This window comes from Sediminicola arcticus, from assembly GCF_040566695.1.
GTDB lineage: Bacteria > Bacteroidota > Bacteroidia > Flavobacteriales > Flavobacteriaceae > Sediminicola > Sediminicola arcticus.
This window is the reverse complement of sequence record NZ_JBEXAE010000001.1, coordinates 285526-301093: the sequence shown is the minus strand read 5'-3', so window position 1 is coordinate 301093 and position 15568 is coordinate 285526. Positions and strand designations below refer to the sequence as shown.

The following is a 15568-nucleotide window of genomic DNA, read 5'->3' as shown; positions in this document are numbered from 1 at the left end:
ACACTAAATTTTGACTGTTGAATCCAGACCCCTTTAGTTTACTGCTTAATTTTATAGTTTTGGATAGTGCTTTTGCGCTTCAAATAATTGTTATTATAGTCTTACTAGTATGCTCTGCGGTAATTTCAGGAGCTGAAGTTTCATTATTTGGACTTTCCCCTACAGATATCAACGAGATCATAGAAAAAAAGACCACAAAAGGAAATATTGTGGTTAAACTGCTGGAACGCCCCAAAAAATTATTGGCTACCATACTTATAGCCAACAACACCATTAATATCGGGATTGTTTTGTTGTTCAGTAATATGGGAGATGTCTTATTTGCCAATATTACCTATATATGGTTGGGTATAATTTCAGTTCGTTTTTTATTGGAAGTGGTAGTAATAACCTTCCTCATTTTAATGTTCGGGGAAATATTGCCAAAAATTTATGCCAATAGAAATAGGAAAACCTTTTCTAACCGTATGGCCTATCCCTTAAGGGTATTAGATTTTCTTCTAACCCCATTAAGTATGCCCATGAGATCGGCTACAATATTCCTACATCGTAGATTGGGGAAACAGAAATCTAACTTAAGTGTAGACCATTTGTCCCAGGCTTTGGAACTAACTTCTGAAGGCGATACCACAAAAGAAGAGCAAAAGATCTTGCAGGGAATAGTTTCTTTTGGGAATACAGATACAAAGCAGGTTATGCTGCCAAGGATAGATATTTTTGCCCTAAATATGGATATGAAGTTTTTAGAGGTGTTGGAAGAGATCAAAAAGAATGGTTATTCCAGAGTGCCTGTATATCAGGAAAATATTGATAATGTGAAAGGGGTACTCTATGTGAAGGATCTTTTGCCATACATAGATCGTAAAATGTTTAATTGGTCCACTTTGGTGCGGGAACCCTATTTTGTCCCTGAGAACAAGAAGCTAGATGACCTCTTGATGGAGTTCCAAGAAATGAAAAACCACTTGGCCATTGTAGTTGATGAATATGGCGGAACTTCAGGAATTGTGACCTTAGATGATATTATTGAGGAAATTGTAGGGGACATCATTGATGAGTTTGATGATGAGGACTTGGTTTTTTCCAAACTAGACGATTTTAATTATTTGTTTGATGGTAAAACAGCCCTAAAGGATTTCTACCGTGTCGCCAAGATTGAAGATGAAATTGATTTTGAGGAACGCAAAGGGGAATCTGAAACCATAGCGGGATTTGTATTAGAGATTGCAGGGAGTTTCCCAAAAAGAGGGGAGAAGATTCTTTTTAAGGGCTACACCTTTATAGTGGAAAGCTTGGATAAAAAGAGATTAAGACAAATAAAAATATCGTTGCCACATGAATTTTAAATCTATTTTCTTGATTGTTTTTTTGACATGTTTTGTTGGTTGTAAGGAAGATGTTCTTCCCAAGCCAAAGGCAATGTTAAGATTGGAGTATCCCGAAATGGCTTCAAAGAAATTAGAGATGGACTGTGTTTATGAATTTGAACATAGTAAACAAGCTCAATTGGAAAGGAAAGAGGATTGTGCCCTCACTCTAGATTATCCAGAAATGAAAGGCTCCATATTTATCAGTTACAAAAATGTAGAGGGCAATTTATCTAAATTGATGTCCGATGCGCAAAAGTTTTCCTATGAACATGTTGGCAAAGCAGATAATATATTGGAGCAGCCTTTTGCAAACGATACGGATAAGGTGTATGGAATGTATTATGAAGTTAAGGGAAACGCCGCATCCCAATCCCAATTTTATTTAACGGATAGCATATCGCATTTCGTAACGGGTTCCCTTTATTTTAATACCAAACCCAATTATGATTCTATTTTGCCTGCAGCGGTCTATTTGCAAAAGGACATACGGCATATAATGGAAACCATGAGGTGGAAGAATTAAAAAAAAAGAATTATTTGTTATTTTCCAACAATTTCTCTGCTCTCTCTATACTGCCATTTATTTTTTCTTTTAGAACCTTCACTTTTTCCTCTTCTTCGTTAAGCCATTCTTGTTTCTGTTCAGTGAGCTCTTTGCCCTTCATAATCTCCTCATAGTCAAAGTGGTCACCCAATTCTTTCATCCAATCCATCATGGCCTTGTTCGCTTCTTGTAGTTCTATTTTTGCCTCTTTGTATACCTGTCCAGTCTCTGTGGAATCTTCTATCTTGTTTAATTCACCAACCAAACGCCCAATTTTTCCCATTTTTGGCATAAGCTCGTCATGCACGGCCATGACCTCTTTCATTTGTGTAGTTTTAGTTGGCACCTTCTTTTCTTCCTTACAAGTAACGAATACTACACTAAAAATAAATGCTATACTAATCGCTGAAACTCTCATTGTCTTTGTTTTTATATGGAACAAAATTAACATTTACTGCCCTAATGCCTACCCAAAAAGAATCATTTTTTAAGTAGGAATGACACCATAGTTGCATCAAAAAATATAATGTAGTGGTGGTGATTCATTATTTAGGATAATAGTTCAATTTTGCAGTCAAATTTTAAAGCATGAGCGAACAGACCAGAAAATGGTTTTACTTAATACTCTTGTCCCTGATATGGGGATCTTCTTTTATTCTAATAAAAAAGGCCTTGGTAGGATTAAGTCCTGTTCAAGTGGGAGGTTTGCGGATTGTATTCGCTGGGAGCTTTTTAATGCTAATTGGATTTAAAAGTTTAAAGGTTATTACGGCATCTGAATGGAAATGGATTGCTGCAGCAGGTTTTTTGAGTTCTTTTTTTCCTCCTTTTTTGTTTGCTTTGGCCCAAACAGAGATAGATAGTGGGGTAACGGCTATTTTTAATTCTCTGGTTCCCTTGAACACCGCTGTAATAGGAACCCTTTTGTTTGGCGCTATTATTACAAAAAGGCAGGTAGTAGGAATTTTTATTGGACTGTTGGGAACGTTTGCCTTAATTGCTGCTGGAATGGAGTTTAGTCCTAATCAGAATTATTGGTATGCTATTTTTATTTTGTTATCTGCAATGGGATATGCCTTTAACATCAATATTATTAAGAAGCATCTTTCCCATTTAAGTCCGTTGGCAGTAACTGCAGGCAGTTTTGCCATGGTCATTGTACCAGCGTTTATTATTTTGATCTATTCCGGATTTTTTACCGAGGTATGGTCCAATGACGCAATGCATTTGCCTATGGCCTATATCTTTATTTTGGGTATTGTGGGTACTGCAATAGCCAACCTATTCTTTAATAAATTGATACGAATAGCAAGTCCCGTTTTTGCTGCCTCGGTGACCTATGTACTTCCTTTAGTGGCGGTTTTATGGGGTGTATGGGATGGTGAAAAATTAAACATGTATCAATTAATAGGTGCCTTGATTATTTTATTAGGGGTTTGGATGGTGAACAAAAAAAGAAAAGCACCCAAAACTGTGTAAACCAGTCTTGGATGCTTTCTCAAAATTTAATCACCAATTATTGGAAATCAGCAGGTGTTACCCCTTCGTTCACTTTGATATCTTTAACTATAAAATCTATCTTTTGCGGACCCATACTTTGTATTAACTGGAATGGGAACAGTATTCCGGAAACTTCTTTGTAATCTCCATACCCAAAAGTGGTGCTCATGGTTTGTCCTTGTGCTTCCGCAGTTACCGCATCCTGTATTTTAAGTCCGGTCTCCATGCTGTAAAAGGATGTTTTTTCTTCGGATACTTTTATTTTGTATGCTTTTTGCCCATCAACCATTTCAATACCCTCTAACGATGCAGTACCGTTTAAGTAGTCCATCTCAGGAAATGGGGACGATTCGGCTTTCAATTTCTGAAGTTCTTCTTCGCTCAAATCTTTACGTTGTCCTTGCATTACCATATATCCTTTTTCACCATCAACGACTTGCTTGCTCATGGAATTTCCCATGACCTTAACATCTTGCATAAATTGATCTTTAGAGGTTTTTTTCATCTCAAGATCTAGTTTCATACCTTGCATTTCGGCCTCTGCAGTCATGGCATATGAATTAACACCCTCCAATTTAGATTTACCACCAATTGCTTTGATGTAGGATTCAAGAACTGTATTCACTGTGGTCCCTTCTGGGATGGCTACCTCATATTTTGGCTTCTCTACCTTATTGACTTCCTTATCAAAATAATGAACAGGAAGTTTTTTACCGTTAAAAGTTACCTGCTCTAAATTATCTAGGACCTCACTTCCTTTTCCGGCAATTACTACTCGTGCATTTTCAGTGCTAAAATATTTTTTAGCAGCAGCTTGTACCTCTTCAATGGTAATAGCGTTGATTCGCTCTAAATAGGTTTTGTAAAAATCTTTGGGTAGTCCTTCGGTTTCAATGTTCAAAGCATAACCTGCTATAGTTTCAGGTCTTTCTAGGGCCATTATAAAATTACCAATATATTTTTCTTTGGTGTTCGCAAGCTCCTCAGCGGTTACGGGTTCTTTTATGATTCTGTCTATTTCTTTAAGAAGTTCTACGACTGAACTGTCCGTAACCGCGTTACGAACACTTGCAGTGGCCATAAATCTGGATGGGGCATATTTGTCATTGCCCAATCTAGAATAGGATCCGTATGTATAGCCTTTATCTTCTCTTAGGTTAAGAAAAAGACGACCTTCGCCCCCTCCACCTAAAATCTGGTTGGTCACCAATGCGGCCAAATAATCAGGACTGCTCATTTTTAAGTCTACCAAGCTCTCTACGGCAATTTCTGATTGAACTGCATTAGGCACATCTACAAAATTAATTTGGGTGTATAGCGCATCCTGAGGTTTTGTATATTCAAAAGAAGGAGGTGTGGCTTTGGTCCAAGGGGTAAAATTTTTCTTTACCAATTTTTCAACTTCCTTAGGATTTACATCGCCAATTACGATTAAATAGGCATTAGCAGGAACAAAGTAGCTGCTATAAAACTGCTTCACATCAGCAAGTGTTGCATTGTTTACGGTTTCTTCTGAGGTAAATTCGCCATAAGGGTGTTTTTTACCATATGCAAGGGCGGATTGTGCCCTACCAGCAATAGCAGCAACATCCTTTTCTTGGGTTTTTAAGCCTGTGATTAATTTGTCTTTTTCCTTGTCAAATTCTTCCTGGGTGAAATTTGGGTTTATAGCGGCATCTGCCATTAACTCCAATATTCTCGGAAAATACTTTGATAAAGAACTAGCAAAGGCACTTTGGGATCCAAAATTAATGCGTGCCCCTAAAAAGTCGACTTCTTCGTTAAAGGCATCTTTAGATATGCTTTTGGACCCGTTTCCTAAAAGGCTAGAAACAAAAGAGCTAACTCCTGCTTTATCACCTTCTGCAATAGGTGGGTTGTCTATTCGTAATTGAATGGCTACTCGTGGCAGTTTGTGATTTTCTACCACAAGTACTTTTAAACCATTTTTAAGCTCAAAACGCGTTGGTTCTAATAAATTTATTTCAGGTGATGGTCCCGGTTCGGGCATTTTTGTTCTATCGACCTGTGCATATGTGGTTACGGCCATAAATGCCAAAACCAGAGTTGTAATTATTTTTTTCATCTTTTTATTAATTTGCTGGTTTTTCTTCAGGTAAATAATCTATAACCACACGTTGGTTAGGGCTTAAATATTTATTTGCAACAGCCCTCATTTCTTCTCTGGTAATAGATCTGTAAATCTCAATTTCCTTGTTAATTAAAGAAGTATCCCCATAAAGAAGGTAATTTGTAGCCAATGACCCTGCTATTCCTTCTACGCTTGAGTTAGAATTTACAAAATTGTTTTCACGTTTATTCTGTAATTTTTGGTAATCTTTTTCGCTAATTAAGTCGGTTCTTACTTTTGCGATTTCCTCTTCTGCTTCAGAGACCAAAACATCCAAACTAGTATCACCTAGGGGGAGGCCAAAAATAAGGTACATACCATAATCTTCCTGTCCTATATTGAAAGCGCCGATTTGAAGGGCCTGCTTTTGTTCGTCTACCATCTTTTTATATAGTTTAGAACTTTTACCATCGCTTAAGTAAGAAGATATCATTTCCAACACATAGGCATCCCGATTTTTAAATCCTGGAGTTCTGTAAGCCACAATAGCTGCTGGAATTTGAATGTTTGCATCGTAGGCCACAGTTTCTACTTCATTTGTAATTGGGTCTTCCAATGGGTAGTTTCTTGTAACGGTAGCTCCTTTTGGGATAGGCGCAAAATAATCTTGGATCATTTTTTTGGTGTCCCCAATGTTAATATCACCCGCAACAACCAATACTGCATTGTTGGGCACGTAATATTTTTTATTATAGGCTATAACATCTTCTAAAGTTGCAGCATCAAGATCTTCCATGTAGCCAATATTAGGATCTTTATATGGGTGATTTTTAAAAAGACTCTTTCCTACTACTGGAAGTATTTGGCCGTAGGGTGCATTGTCCTGTCGTAATCTTTTTTCCTCTTTTACCACTTCATTTTGGGTATCTATCCCTTTTTGGTCAATTACAGGGTGTAGCATACGCTCTGATTCTAACCAAAGGCCTAGTTTTAAATTATTGGAAGGAAATACCTCATAATAATAGGTTCTGTCCTGTGAGGTGTTCGCGTTGTTTCTCCCTCCATTAGAAGAAACAATTTCGAACCATTTGCCCCTTTCTATATTTTTCGTTCCTTCAAATAAAAGGTGTTCAAAGAAATGAGCAAACCCTGTTCTTCCCTCTGTTCTGTCCTTGCCTCCTACGTGGTACATGACGGAAGTGGTCACCAAAGGAGCTGTATTATCTTGGTGCAAAATAACATGGAGCCCATTGTCCAGGTTATATTCTTCATAAGCCACTTCTTGGGCCCCTATTTGTGTTGCAGTAAGCAACGCACAAACAGCTAATAAAAACTTTTCTTTCATTGTAATCAGTGTTTAAGTTCTCGATTTTTTAGTGTTAGTAGCAAAATTAAGAATTTGTTACAAACATTAAGAGTATTTTCTGTAATATATAAAATATAGCAATAATTCTTTATTCAGTTTTCTTGGAAGAAATCACGAATATTCTGTAACTTCAAACTTTTAATTAAAATTATTAGTATATGATGAGATTTGCTCTTCCTATTAGATTTGGAATTGCCACTAGTGGTTCCCTGATTGCGTACTTTTTAATATTGTCGCTTTTTGGTCTACACACCAATGTTTTTTATAGTCTTTTTAACGGCGTAATCACAGGCTTTGGGATTTATGAAGCTATTAAATATCTACGTTTGCAGGATGGTGAAGCCTTTAATTATGTCAAAGGGTTTAGTGCGGGGATTGTTACGGGATTTATGGCCACTCTTATTTTTACGATATTTTTCGCCTTTTATACCACAGAAGTAGATACAGGATTCCTACAGGAATTATCTAAAGTTTGGTTCAAGGATTATAAGACAGAAGGCGGTATTGTATTTTTCACGGTAGCCATTATGGGTTTTTCAACTTCTTTGGTTTTGACATTGACTTTTATGCAATTGTTCAAAACCAGGAGAAAAAATTAAAAGTCAAACTTGTTAATTTAAAAAAAACACTTGTGAGTTAGCAATTTAGCAGTATATTTGCACCCGCCTATATAAAATAGGCAGTGTTTAATTAACAAATAATATACACGCTATGTACGCAATTGTAGAGATAGCAGGGCAGCAATTTAAAGTTGCAAAAGACCAAAAAGTGTATGTTCACCGCTTGCAAGACGAAGAAGGTAGCAAAGTTACTTTTGATAACGTTCTTTTGTTGGAAGATGGTAAGGACATCACAATTGGCGCCCCAGCTATAGACGGAGCCGCTGTTGAGGCGAAAGTCGTAAAGCACCTTAAAGGTGACAAAGTAATCGTCTTTAAAAAGAAAAGACGTAAAGGTTACAAAAAGAAAAATGGTCACCGTCAATATTTGACAGAGATTAGAATTGAGAGTATTGTTGCTTCAGGCGCTACAAAAGTAGCCAAGAAAGAAGCTCCAAAGAAAGAAGCTCCTCAAAAAGAAGCTAAACCAACTGCTGCAGCTCCGAAAAAAGTAGCTGCTCCATCTGAAGACCTAAGCAAAAATACAGTTGCTGAGTTGAAAGAAATGGCCAAAGCAAAAGGTATCGAAGGGATTTCTTCTATGAAAAAATCTGATTTGATTGACGCTTTAAGTAAATAGTTAAGAATTAAAACAAAATATCATGGCACATAAGAAAGGTGTTGGTAGTTCCAAAAACGGTAGGGAATCAGAATCAAAACGTTTAGGCGTAAAGATTTTTGGTGGACAAGCTGCTATTGCTGGAAATATCATCGTAAGACAACGTGGTACTAAGCATAATCCTGGTGAAAATGTTTATGCTGGGAAAGATCATACTCTACACGCTAGAGTAGATGGTCTTGTAAAATTTAAAAAGAAAGCAGGAGGTAAATCCTTTGTTTCTATAGATCCTTTCGAGGCATAAGGAACAGCTCTTCAAAAATCTAAAACCCTCTTTGGAAACAAGGAGGGTTTTTTTTGTTTCTCTTAATTTATCTTTTTCATTTGGGTTAATATTTACCTGAAAAGAGAAACTTGGGCTATTGTCTCTTTTATGCTTTAAGGTTAAACTTTTAAATTTTAGATGCTGAAAAAATTACTCGCATGCAGTTTCCTTTCCCTTTCCTTGATGTTTTCAAGTTGTTTTGGGTTCCTTTAGTGCCTTTAATAATTTAAAGGATTGGAACCAAAGTGTTTCAGATAGTAGATTCGTAAACAATCTTATCTTTTGGGGCTTGAATATCATTCCTGTTTATGGTCTTTACTTCTTTGGGGACGCCATAATTTTCAACGTTATAGAATTTTGGTCGGGCTCTAACCCTATTGCCATGCAAGATGGAGATTCGGAAATTCAGATTGTGGAAAGAGACGGGAATACTTTTGAAATGATCGCTACCAAAAACAGAATGGAGATCACTGTTTTAGAAGGGCCTAAAAAAGGAAAAAAATCCAGATTTGGTGTATAGCACACACGAAAAATCTTGGAATGCCTTAAAGCCTAGTGGGGAAATCATAAAGCTTTCTTCCTTTAAAGAAGGTTTTTATATTGTCTACATGCACAACGGAGAAGAAGTGAAAATAGATCCTTTACAATCTAAGAAAGAAGGGTTGGCCGTTAGTAAGGAGCAGACAGATTGTTATTATTTGAACGGAATGATTGGCTTATTACCACTGTTGACTTCTAAATTTTTTTGATTTTGCAAAGGTTACTGTTTCAGAAAGATATTCTTCTAAATCATAGGTTGGGATGGGAAGGATACTCTCTAATAGGGTAGTATCCCATTGGTTGGGCATAGAGGTCAAATAAGGGTTTAGATGTACCCCAATGGTTTCATAATAGAATTTTTCCGATTCAGATTTAAAACCAGTAACAGAATTAATTTTTTCTTGGGTGAAACTAAAATTCTTGAACCCGACAATATCGAAAATTTTGGACATACCCCTCATAAGGTTAGTTTCTTCAGAATGCACAATATTAAGCTGCTCTATATCCTTCGTCATTGCTTTTACAATGACTTGTGCAGCATAATCTGTTGGGATAATATTAAGTCCTGCAGTGGCTGTAGTTGAGATTCTAATAAGATCCTTCGAACTATTGTTGTAAAAAAATTTCGCAAATAGATAAAAGACCATATATTTCGATATAAAAAAGTGCGGATGGTCTTTAATATTTCCTCCTAAAACGCTAGGTCTTAAGATTTGTACTGGAATCTTGTATTCTCTGCCAGCTTCCAATAGAAATTTTTCAGACGCATGCTTGGATGCTTCATAATGGTTGCGGTATTTGCCGTTTTGTTTATTGGAATAGTCGTTGTCAACAACCCCTCCAATATCGCCTGCTGCAAAGGCAGTACTTATGTAGACAAACTTTTCTATGAAGGGCGCATAGGATCTAAAGATATCCTTTGTAAATTGAAAATTTTCTCTGAAAATATCCTCTTTTGCACCTAGGTCCGTAGATAGATTTACAAAGCCTGCCGAATGGATGAAAAAATCTATTTTTTGATCTTTTAGGAAGCTTGTCGGGTCTAAAAGAAATGTAGCATCTATCACTTTTATCTTTTTGAGGATACTGGATAGATTATTTTGAATAAACTTGGGAACAAATTCACTGTGAAGCATTTTTTTGATGCGCTCGTCTGGAGTGGTCGAATTTTTACTTCGGATAGGCAAATAAACCTTTTCTATACTTTTAGAATTCTGTTCAAAAAGGGAGAAAAGTATTTTAGAACCTAAGGTTCCGGTGGCTCCAGTTAAAATTATATTCATGAATACACGGTTAGTTTAATTGGGGAGGTCACTAAAAAAAATTGAACCCTTATCTTAATTTTCATAAGATAAGGGTTCTAGATTCCTTACAATACTAATTGTTAGGTACTATAAAATTTAATACCTGTAATATTCAGGTTTAAATGGTCCTTCAACGGTAACCCCAATGTATTTTGCTTGTTCTGGACGTAATGTTTCCAATTCAACTCCCAAACGTGCTAAATGCAATTTTGCTACTTTTTCATCCAAATGCTTTGGAAGCATGTACACATCGTTTTCATACTTGTCCTTGTGTTTCCAAAGTTCAATTTGTGCCAATGTTTGGTTCGTGAAAGAATTACTCATCACAAAACTTGGGTGCCCTGTGGCACATCCAAGATTTACCAATCGGCCTTCGGCTAAAAGGATCACGTCCTTGCCATCAATAGTATATTTATCTACCTGTGGTTTGATCTGGTCTTTGGTATAGCCATAGTTTTTGTTCAACCATGCCATATCGATCTCATTATCAAAATGACCAATATTACAAACGATCACCTTGTCCTTCATTGCTTTAAAATGCTGTGATTGGATAATGTCCTTATTTCCAGTAGTGGTAATTACAATATCGGCATTACCAACAACAGTTTCCATTTTCTTGACTTCAAATCCATCCATGGCTGCCTGAAGAGCACAGATAGGATCAATTTCAGTTACTGTTACAATAGAACCTGCTCCTTTAAAAGAAGCTGCTGTTCCTTTACCAACATCACCGTAACCAGCAACAACAACTCTTTTCCCAGCAAGCATAGTGTCCGTAGCCCTTCTGATGGCATCTACAGCACTTTCTCTACAACCATATTTATTGTCAAATTTTGACTTGGTAACGGAGTCGTTTACATTGATCGCAGGCATCGGTAACGTGCCATTTTTCACTCTTTCATAAAGTCTGTGAACCCCAGTGGTTGTTTCCTCGGATAGACCATTGATGCCGGCTGCCAATTCTGGATATTTATCCAACACCATATTGGTAAGGTCACCACCGTCATCTAAAATCATGTTTAATGGCTTACGGTCCTCTCCGAAGAACAAGGTCTGTTCAATACACCAATCAAATTCTTCTTCATTCATTCCTTTCCAAGCATAAACAGGGATGCCTGCCTCAGCAATTGCTGCCGCTGCCTGATCTTGGGTAGAGAATATGTTGCATGAGCTCCAGGTTACTTCTGCTCCTAAGGAAACCAAGGTTTCAATAAGTACTGCCGTTTGTATGGTCATATGCAAACATCCAGCTATACGAGCACCCTTTAAGGGTTGTTCATCCTGGTATTCTTCTCTTAAGGCCATTAGGCCTGGCATTTCTGCTTCGGCCAATATGATTTCTTTCCTACCCCAATCAGCTAGGGACATATCTTTTACCTTATTTGGTACATAAGGAACTGTTTTGGTGCTCATGTGATCAATTTTTTTTGTTATAATTTTATAAAATATCAGTGATACTAAAAGTAGAAGGTTAATTTATATCCCAACCGCTTACTTCTTTACTAATTTATTTTTACTTTCGTTATGTAGCGTTTTTTACCGCTATATTCTGAACGCAAAGGTACTAATTACTTAAATAAACCAATGGCTATTTACAAAACTATAACAGTAAGGCCTGGAGTTGTGGTACATATCTGGAAGTTAGAGGAAACAGAGGATGAGCTTTCCAAAGATATTGTCTTGACCCCACATTGTCAGAACAGGCTTAATGAGATGAAATCTGAACTTCACAGAAGGGGATTTTTGAGCATCCGCCACTTGTTGGCCGTTGTTGGTTACACGGATCACGACCTGTTTTATGACGAGGCTGGAAAACCACATTTAAGGGATGGTCGGCATATTTCAATAACCCATTCCCACGAGTTCACTGGTATTATTTTGGGTGATTTTGATGAGGTTGGTATTGACATAGAGATGCAACGGGACAAAATATTGAGGATTGCCAATAAATTCACCCCGTTGGAGGAGTACAAGACCTTGGCCAATTCAGATGCCATCGTGCGCAAGCTCACCATTGTCTGGGGGGCCAAAGAATCGCTTTATAAAATTTATGCCCAACATGGGTTAAGTTTTTTACACCATGTAGATGTAAAGGATTTTTCCTTCGCGGATTCCAAGACCACTGCAGAGATATTGTACCACGGGGACCAATCATTTTATGACATCAATTTTTTGGAATTTGAAGAGTATACTTGTGTGTATGCGGTAAAGCAAATTGAATGACAATGTATGTACATATCCAAAATTTATAAAAAATTAGTCGCTTCCATTACATTTAAAAACAATTATACTTCATGAATATTTCCGTTGAGCTTACCCTATCTCCCTTACAAGATACGTATGAGGAGCATATTATTAATTTCATAAAAAAATTAAGGGCTTCTGGCCTCACTATTTTAGAGAATCCTTTGAGTACTCAAATTTATGGGGATTACGATAAGGTGATGTACGTTTTGCAAGTAGAAATCAAAGAGGCTTTTGAGTTGATAGACAAAGGCTTGTTGTATATGAAAATCGTAAAATCGGATAGAAGCGAGTATGAGCCCCATTTTTGATTGGATTTTTGCACAATATGAAGGAACCGATACCCATTTGATCATTTTGGAAATGATTGGGGTGTTTTTTGGTTTTCTCAGTGTTTGGTATTCTATGAGGGAGAATATTTTGGTATTCCCAACAGGAATCGTCAGTACAGGGGTCTTCGTATATATTCTGTTGGTTTTTGGTCTGTTGGGGGATATGCTTATTAATGCGTATTATTTTGCCATGAGTATTTATGGATGGTATGTTTGGACCAGAAAGGTAGATGCCACCCATTTTATTCCTATAACTACAACAACATTTAAGGAAAAGAAATGGTCTGCCATCCTATTTGTAGCTACCATTGTATTTGTACTTGTGGTCTATCTGTTTTTTGATAAACTGGATAATTGGACCTCGTACGTAGATTCCTTTACTACGGCTGTTTTCTTTGTAGGGATGTGGCTTATGGCCAAGAAAAAGATAGAAAACTGGATTTATTGGATCATAGGAGATATTATATCGGTCCCTTTATATTTATACAAAGGACTTATATTTACCTCTTTTCAGTATTTTTTATTCACTATAATAGCCATTTTTGGGTATCTCGCATGGAAGAAAAGTTTAAACAAGAGCCCACAGACATTATTAAAATAGTTTTGTTCGGTCCGGAATCTACGGGCAAAACGACCCTGTCAGAGCAATTGGCAAGACACTACAATTCTGTATGGGTCCCAGAATATGCGCGTGAATACCTGCAAAACAAATGGAATAATGAACGAAATACCTGTGAGCCAAAGGATTTATTGCCCATTGCTGAAGGTCAAATGCGCTTAGAAAATACCCTATCAAAGAAGGCCAATACTATTTTGATTTGTGATACGGATCTCCTTGAGACCAAGGTATATTCTGAAGCTTATTATTTGGGGTATTGTGATCCTGTATTGGAAAAGTATGCGTTGGCAAACACCTATGATCTTTACTTATTGACCTATATAGATATTCCTTGGGAAGAGGACGATTTAAGGGATAAGCCCGATGAAAGAGAGCAAATGTTTTTATATTTCAAGGATACTTTAGAAGAATACGATCGGAATTTTGTTATTTTAAAGGGTGATAAAAAAACCCGGTTGGCCAAGGCCGTGGAACACATAGATAAATTACTTAAAAAATGAGAACATTTTCATCAAAAGATCAACAGCAACTTGTAGATAAAGGAATCAAGGAGGGCAAAGTACTGGACCAAATTGAAACCTTCAAAGAAGGTATTCCCTTTGTTCATTTAGAAAAGGCATCCATAATTTCGGACGGGATATTAAAGTTTAGCCCTGTCGAGGAAATGGAGTTGATATCTATTTTTAATACACTAAAATCCAAAAAGTTCCTTTTGAAATTCGTACCCGCATCAGGTGCAGCATCTAGAATGTTCAAGGCCCTGTTTAGCTTTTTGGAATCTTTTGATCCAATAAAGGATACTTTAAAAAGATACTTGGACAAGACCGCAGATAAAGACATAAAGGCACTTGTTGAAGGAATGAAAAACTTTCCTTTTTACGACAAAATTGAAAAAAGAATAGCGGGTGCCACCAAGACTAAAGATGAGGAGGTGTATCTTTTTGTTCAGGAAATGTTGGCCGAGGACAAATTAAACTATGGGTTTTATCCCAAAGGTCTTTTGCCCTTTCATAAATATGGTCAACATGGGGCTACCCCTTTTGAAGAACATTTGAAAGAGGGTTCCCTTTACGCCAAGGTTGATGGTGCAGCACACCTTCACTTTACCATTTCCGAACAACACGATACCATGTTCAAGGAAGAATTTAAAGCAGTGAAGGAAATGGTCTCCAAAGCTACAGGAACGGAGTTCCATGTTAGTTACTCCTACCAAAAGCCAGCTACGGATACCATAGCGGTAACCATGGAAAACGAACTATTCCGAAATTCGGACGGTTCCTTGCTCTTTCGACCTGGGGGTCATGGAGCATTAATAGAGAACCTAAATGAACAGGATGCCGATATCATATTCATTAAAAACATTGATAATGTTGTGGTAGACGATGTTGTTGATCAGGTTGCCAAAAGCAAAATGGTCTTATCAGGCTTACTCTTGAAATTACAGGAAAAGACATTCGCCTATGCCGCTTTTTTGGACAAAGATGAAGCGACCTTGGAAAAGGTGAAGGAGATAAAATCCTTTTTAGAAGATCATCTGAATGTGAGATTTGTTTCTAATTTCGATAGCTTTACCATAGCACAACAATTGGAAATAGTAAAGGACAAGATCAATAGACCCATCCGTATTTGTGGAATGGTAAAAAATGAAGGCGAGCCTGGCGGTGGTCCTTTTTGGATAAAGGATAAATCAGATCATATTTCGCTTCAAATAATAGAAAGCGCTCAGGTTGATATGTCCAATGACAGTCAAGTAGCGATTTTTAAAAATTCTACCCACTTTAATCCTGTAGATTTGGTCTGTGGTGTGAAGAACTACAAAGGCGAAAAATTTAATCTTTTAAATTTTGTTGACCATAAGCAAGGGTTTATTACTGAAAAGACCAAGGATGGAAAGAACTTAAAAGCCTTGGAACTTCCAGGATTGTGGAATGGGGCCATGGCTTTTTGGAATACCATTTTTGTGGAGGTGCCCTTGGTAACCTTCAATCCTGTTAAAACCGTAAATGACTTGTTAAAACCTACCCACCAGGTAAAATAAATAGTCCTGATCAATCTTGTATATGTGAAGTAAGAAGTGGCATAAAAATAGGGATCTTAATTATGTATTTTTTACAGGTAAAATGGGTTCTGTAAAT

At 37.0% G+C, this 15568-nt stretch carries 18 protein-coding genes; 13 read left to right on the top strand and 5 right to left on the bottom strand.

All coding sequences use genetic code 11. The features are described 5' to 3' along the window. Positions 1-17: 17 nt before the first annotated feature. Both ABXZ36_RS01330 and gldD read left to right on the top strand, forming a co-directional pair. Positions 18-1346 (top strand): gliding motility-associated protein GldE, encoded by a 1329-nt coding sequence (locus tag ABXZ36_RS01330; RefSeq protein ID WP_354613652.1) that lies wholly within the window; start codon positions 18-20, stop codon positions 1344-1346. Continuing rightward, a complete protein-coding gene (gene gldD, locus ABXZ36_RS01325) occupies positions 1336-1893 on the top strand; it encodes a gliding motility lipoprotein GldD (protein ID WP_354613650.1) in 558 nt (185 codons plus the stop codon). Before ABXZ36_RS01330 ends, gldD begins: the two co-directional genes overlap by 11 nt. A gap of 10 nt (positions 1894-1903) precedes the next feature. Here the strand turns inward: gldD and ABXZ36_RS01320 are convergent, their stop codons facing one another. After that, a complete protein-coding gene (locus ABXZ36_RS01320; protein ID WP_354613649.1) occupies positions 1904-2332 on the bottom strand; it encodes a hypothetical protein in 429 nt (142 codons plus the stop codon). Between the two features lie 170 nt (positions 2333-2502). Between ABXZ36_RS01320 and ABXZ36_RS01315 the strand changes: the two genes are divergently transcribed. Next, entirely contained in the window at positions 2503-3393 is an 891-nt protein-coding gene (locus ABXZ36_RS01315) for a DMT family transporter (protein ID WP_354613648.1), read from the top strand. Positions 3394-3430: 37 nt separating this feature from the next. Here the strand turns inward: ABXZ36_RS01315 and ABXZ36_RS01310 are convergent, their stop codons facing one another. After that, positions 3431-5500, bottom strand: a complete 2070-nt coding sequence (locus ABXZ36_RS01310) for a M16 family metallopeptidase (RefSeq protein ID WP_354613647.1) — start codon at positions 5498-5500, stop codon at positions 3431-3433. Between the two features lie 7 nt (positions 5501-5507). After that, complete coding sequence (locus ABXZ36_RS01305; protein ID WP_354613646.1) at positions 5508-6830, bottom strand: M16 family metallopeptidase; 1323 nt, start codon at positions 6828-6830, stop codon at positions 5508-5510. Between the two features lie 179 nt (positions 6831-7009). Between ABXZ36_RS01305 and ABXZ36_RS01300 the strand changes: the two genes are divergently transcribed. From ABXZ36_RS01300 to ABXZ36_RS01280, 5 genes are all read left to right on the top strand, one after another. Further along, positions 7010-7450: a DUF4199 domain-containing protein gene (locus tag ABXZ36_RS01300; RefSeq protein ID WP_354613645.1), complete on the top strand. Its 441-nt coding sequence runs from the start codon at positions 7010-7012 to the stop codon at positions 7448-7450. Positions 7451-7562: 112 nt separating this feature from the next. After that, positions 7563-8090, top strand: coding sequence for a 50S ribosomal protein L21 (rplU, locus tag ABXZ36_RS01295; RefSeq protein WP_354613644.1), 528 nt, complete (start codon positions 7563-7565; stop codon positions 8088-8090). Between the two features lie 22 nt (positions 8091-8112). Continuing rightward, entirely contained in the window at positions 8113-8373 is a 261-nt protein-coding gene (gene rpmA, locus ABXZ36_RS01290; protein WP_354613643.1) for a 50S ribosomal protein L27, read from the top strand. 220 nt (positions 8374-8593) lie between these two features. Further along, positions 8594-8914, top strand: a complete 321-nt coding sequence (locus tag ABXZ36_RS01285) for a DUF3332 domain-containing protein (protein WP_354613642.1) — start codon at positions 8594-8596, stop codon at positions 8912-8914. Next, the gene (locus ABXZ36_RS01280; protein ID WP_354613641.1) at positions 8904-9143 is read left to right on the top strand and encodes a hypothetical protein; all 240 of its coding nucleotides are present in this window, start codon (positions 8904-8906) and stop codon (positions 9141-9143) included. Before ABXZ36_RS01285 ends, ABXZ36_RS01280 begins: the two co-directional genes overlap by 11 nt. On the opposite strand, the gene ABXZ36_RS01275 is transcribed toward ABXZ36_RS01280, so the two are convergent. Further along, positions 9114-10217, bottom strand: a complete 1104-nt coding sequence (locus ABXZ36_RS01275) for an SDR family oxidoreductase (protein WP_354613640.1) — start codon at positions 10215-10217, stop codon at positions 9114-9116. The genes ABXZ36_RS01280 and ABXZ36_RS01275 overlap by 30 nt on opposite strands. Before the next feature lie 117 nt (positions 10218-10334). Beyond that, on the bottom strand, positions 10335-11651 hold the full coding sequence (gene ahcY / locus ABXZ36_RS01270) for an adenosylhomocysteinase (protein WP_354613639.1): 1317 nt from the start codon (positions 11649-11651) through the stop codon (positions 10335-10337). A 171-nt stretch (positions 11652-11822) separates the two neighbouring features. Between ahcY and ABXZ36_RS01265 the strand changes: the two genes are divergently transcribed. The 5 genes from ABXZ36_RS01265 to ABXZ36_RS01245 all read left to right on the top strand — a co-directional run bounded on the left by ABXZ36_RS01265 (position 11823) and on the right by ABXZ36_RS01245 (position 15471). Next, positions 11823-12461 carry a 4'-phosphopantetheinyl transferase family protein gene (locus ABXZ36_RS01265; protein ID WP_354613638.1) on the top strand — a complete coding sequence of 213 codons (639 nt, stop codon included), beginning with the start codon at positions 11823-11825 and terminating at the stop codon, positions 12459-12461. A gap of 71 nt (positions 12462-12532) precedes the next feature. Next, positions 12533-12793 (top strand): thiamine-binding protein, encoded by a 261-nt coding sequence (locus tag ABXZ36_RS01260; protein ID WP_354613637.1) that lies wholly within the window; start codon positions 12533-12535, stop codon positions 12791-12793. Further along, a complete protein-coding gene (gene pnuC / locus ABXZ36_RS01255; protein ID WP_354613636.1) occupies positions 12777-13415 on the top strand; it encodes a nicotinamide riboside transporter PnuC in 639 nt (212 codons plus the stop codon). The genes ABXZ36_RS01260 and pnuC overlap by 17 nt, the downstream gene beginning before the upstream one ends. Next, positions 13370-13933 carry an AAA family ATPase gene (locus tag ABXZ36_RS01250; protein WP_354613635.1) on the top strand — a complete coding sequence of 188 codons (564 nt, stop codon included), beginning with the start codon at positions 13370-13372 and terminating at the stop codon, positions 13931-13933. Before pnuC ends, ABXZ36_RS01250 begins: the two co-directional genes overlap by 46 nt. Further along, positions 13930-15471, top strand: a complete 1542-nt coding sequence (locus ABXZ36_RS01245) for a DUF4301 family protein (protein WP_354613634.1) — start codon at positions 13930-13932, stop codon at positions 15469-15471. Before ABXZ36_RS01250 ends, ABXZ36_RS01245 begins: the two co-directional genes overlap by 4 nt. The last annotated feature ends 97 nt before the right edge of the window (positions 15472-15568 follow it).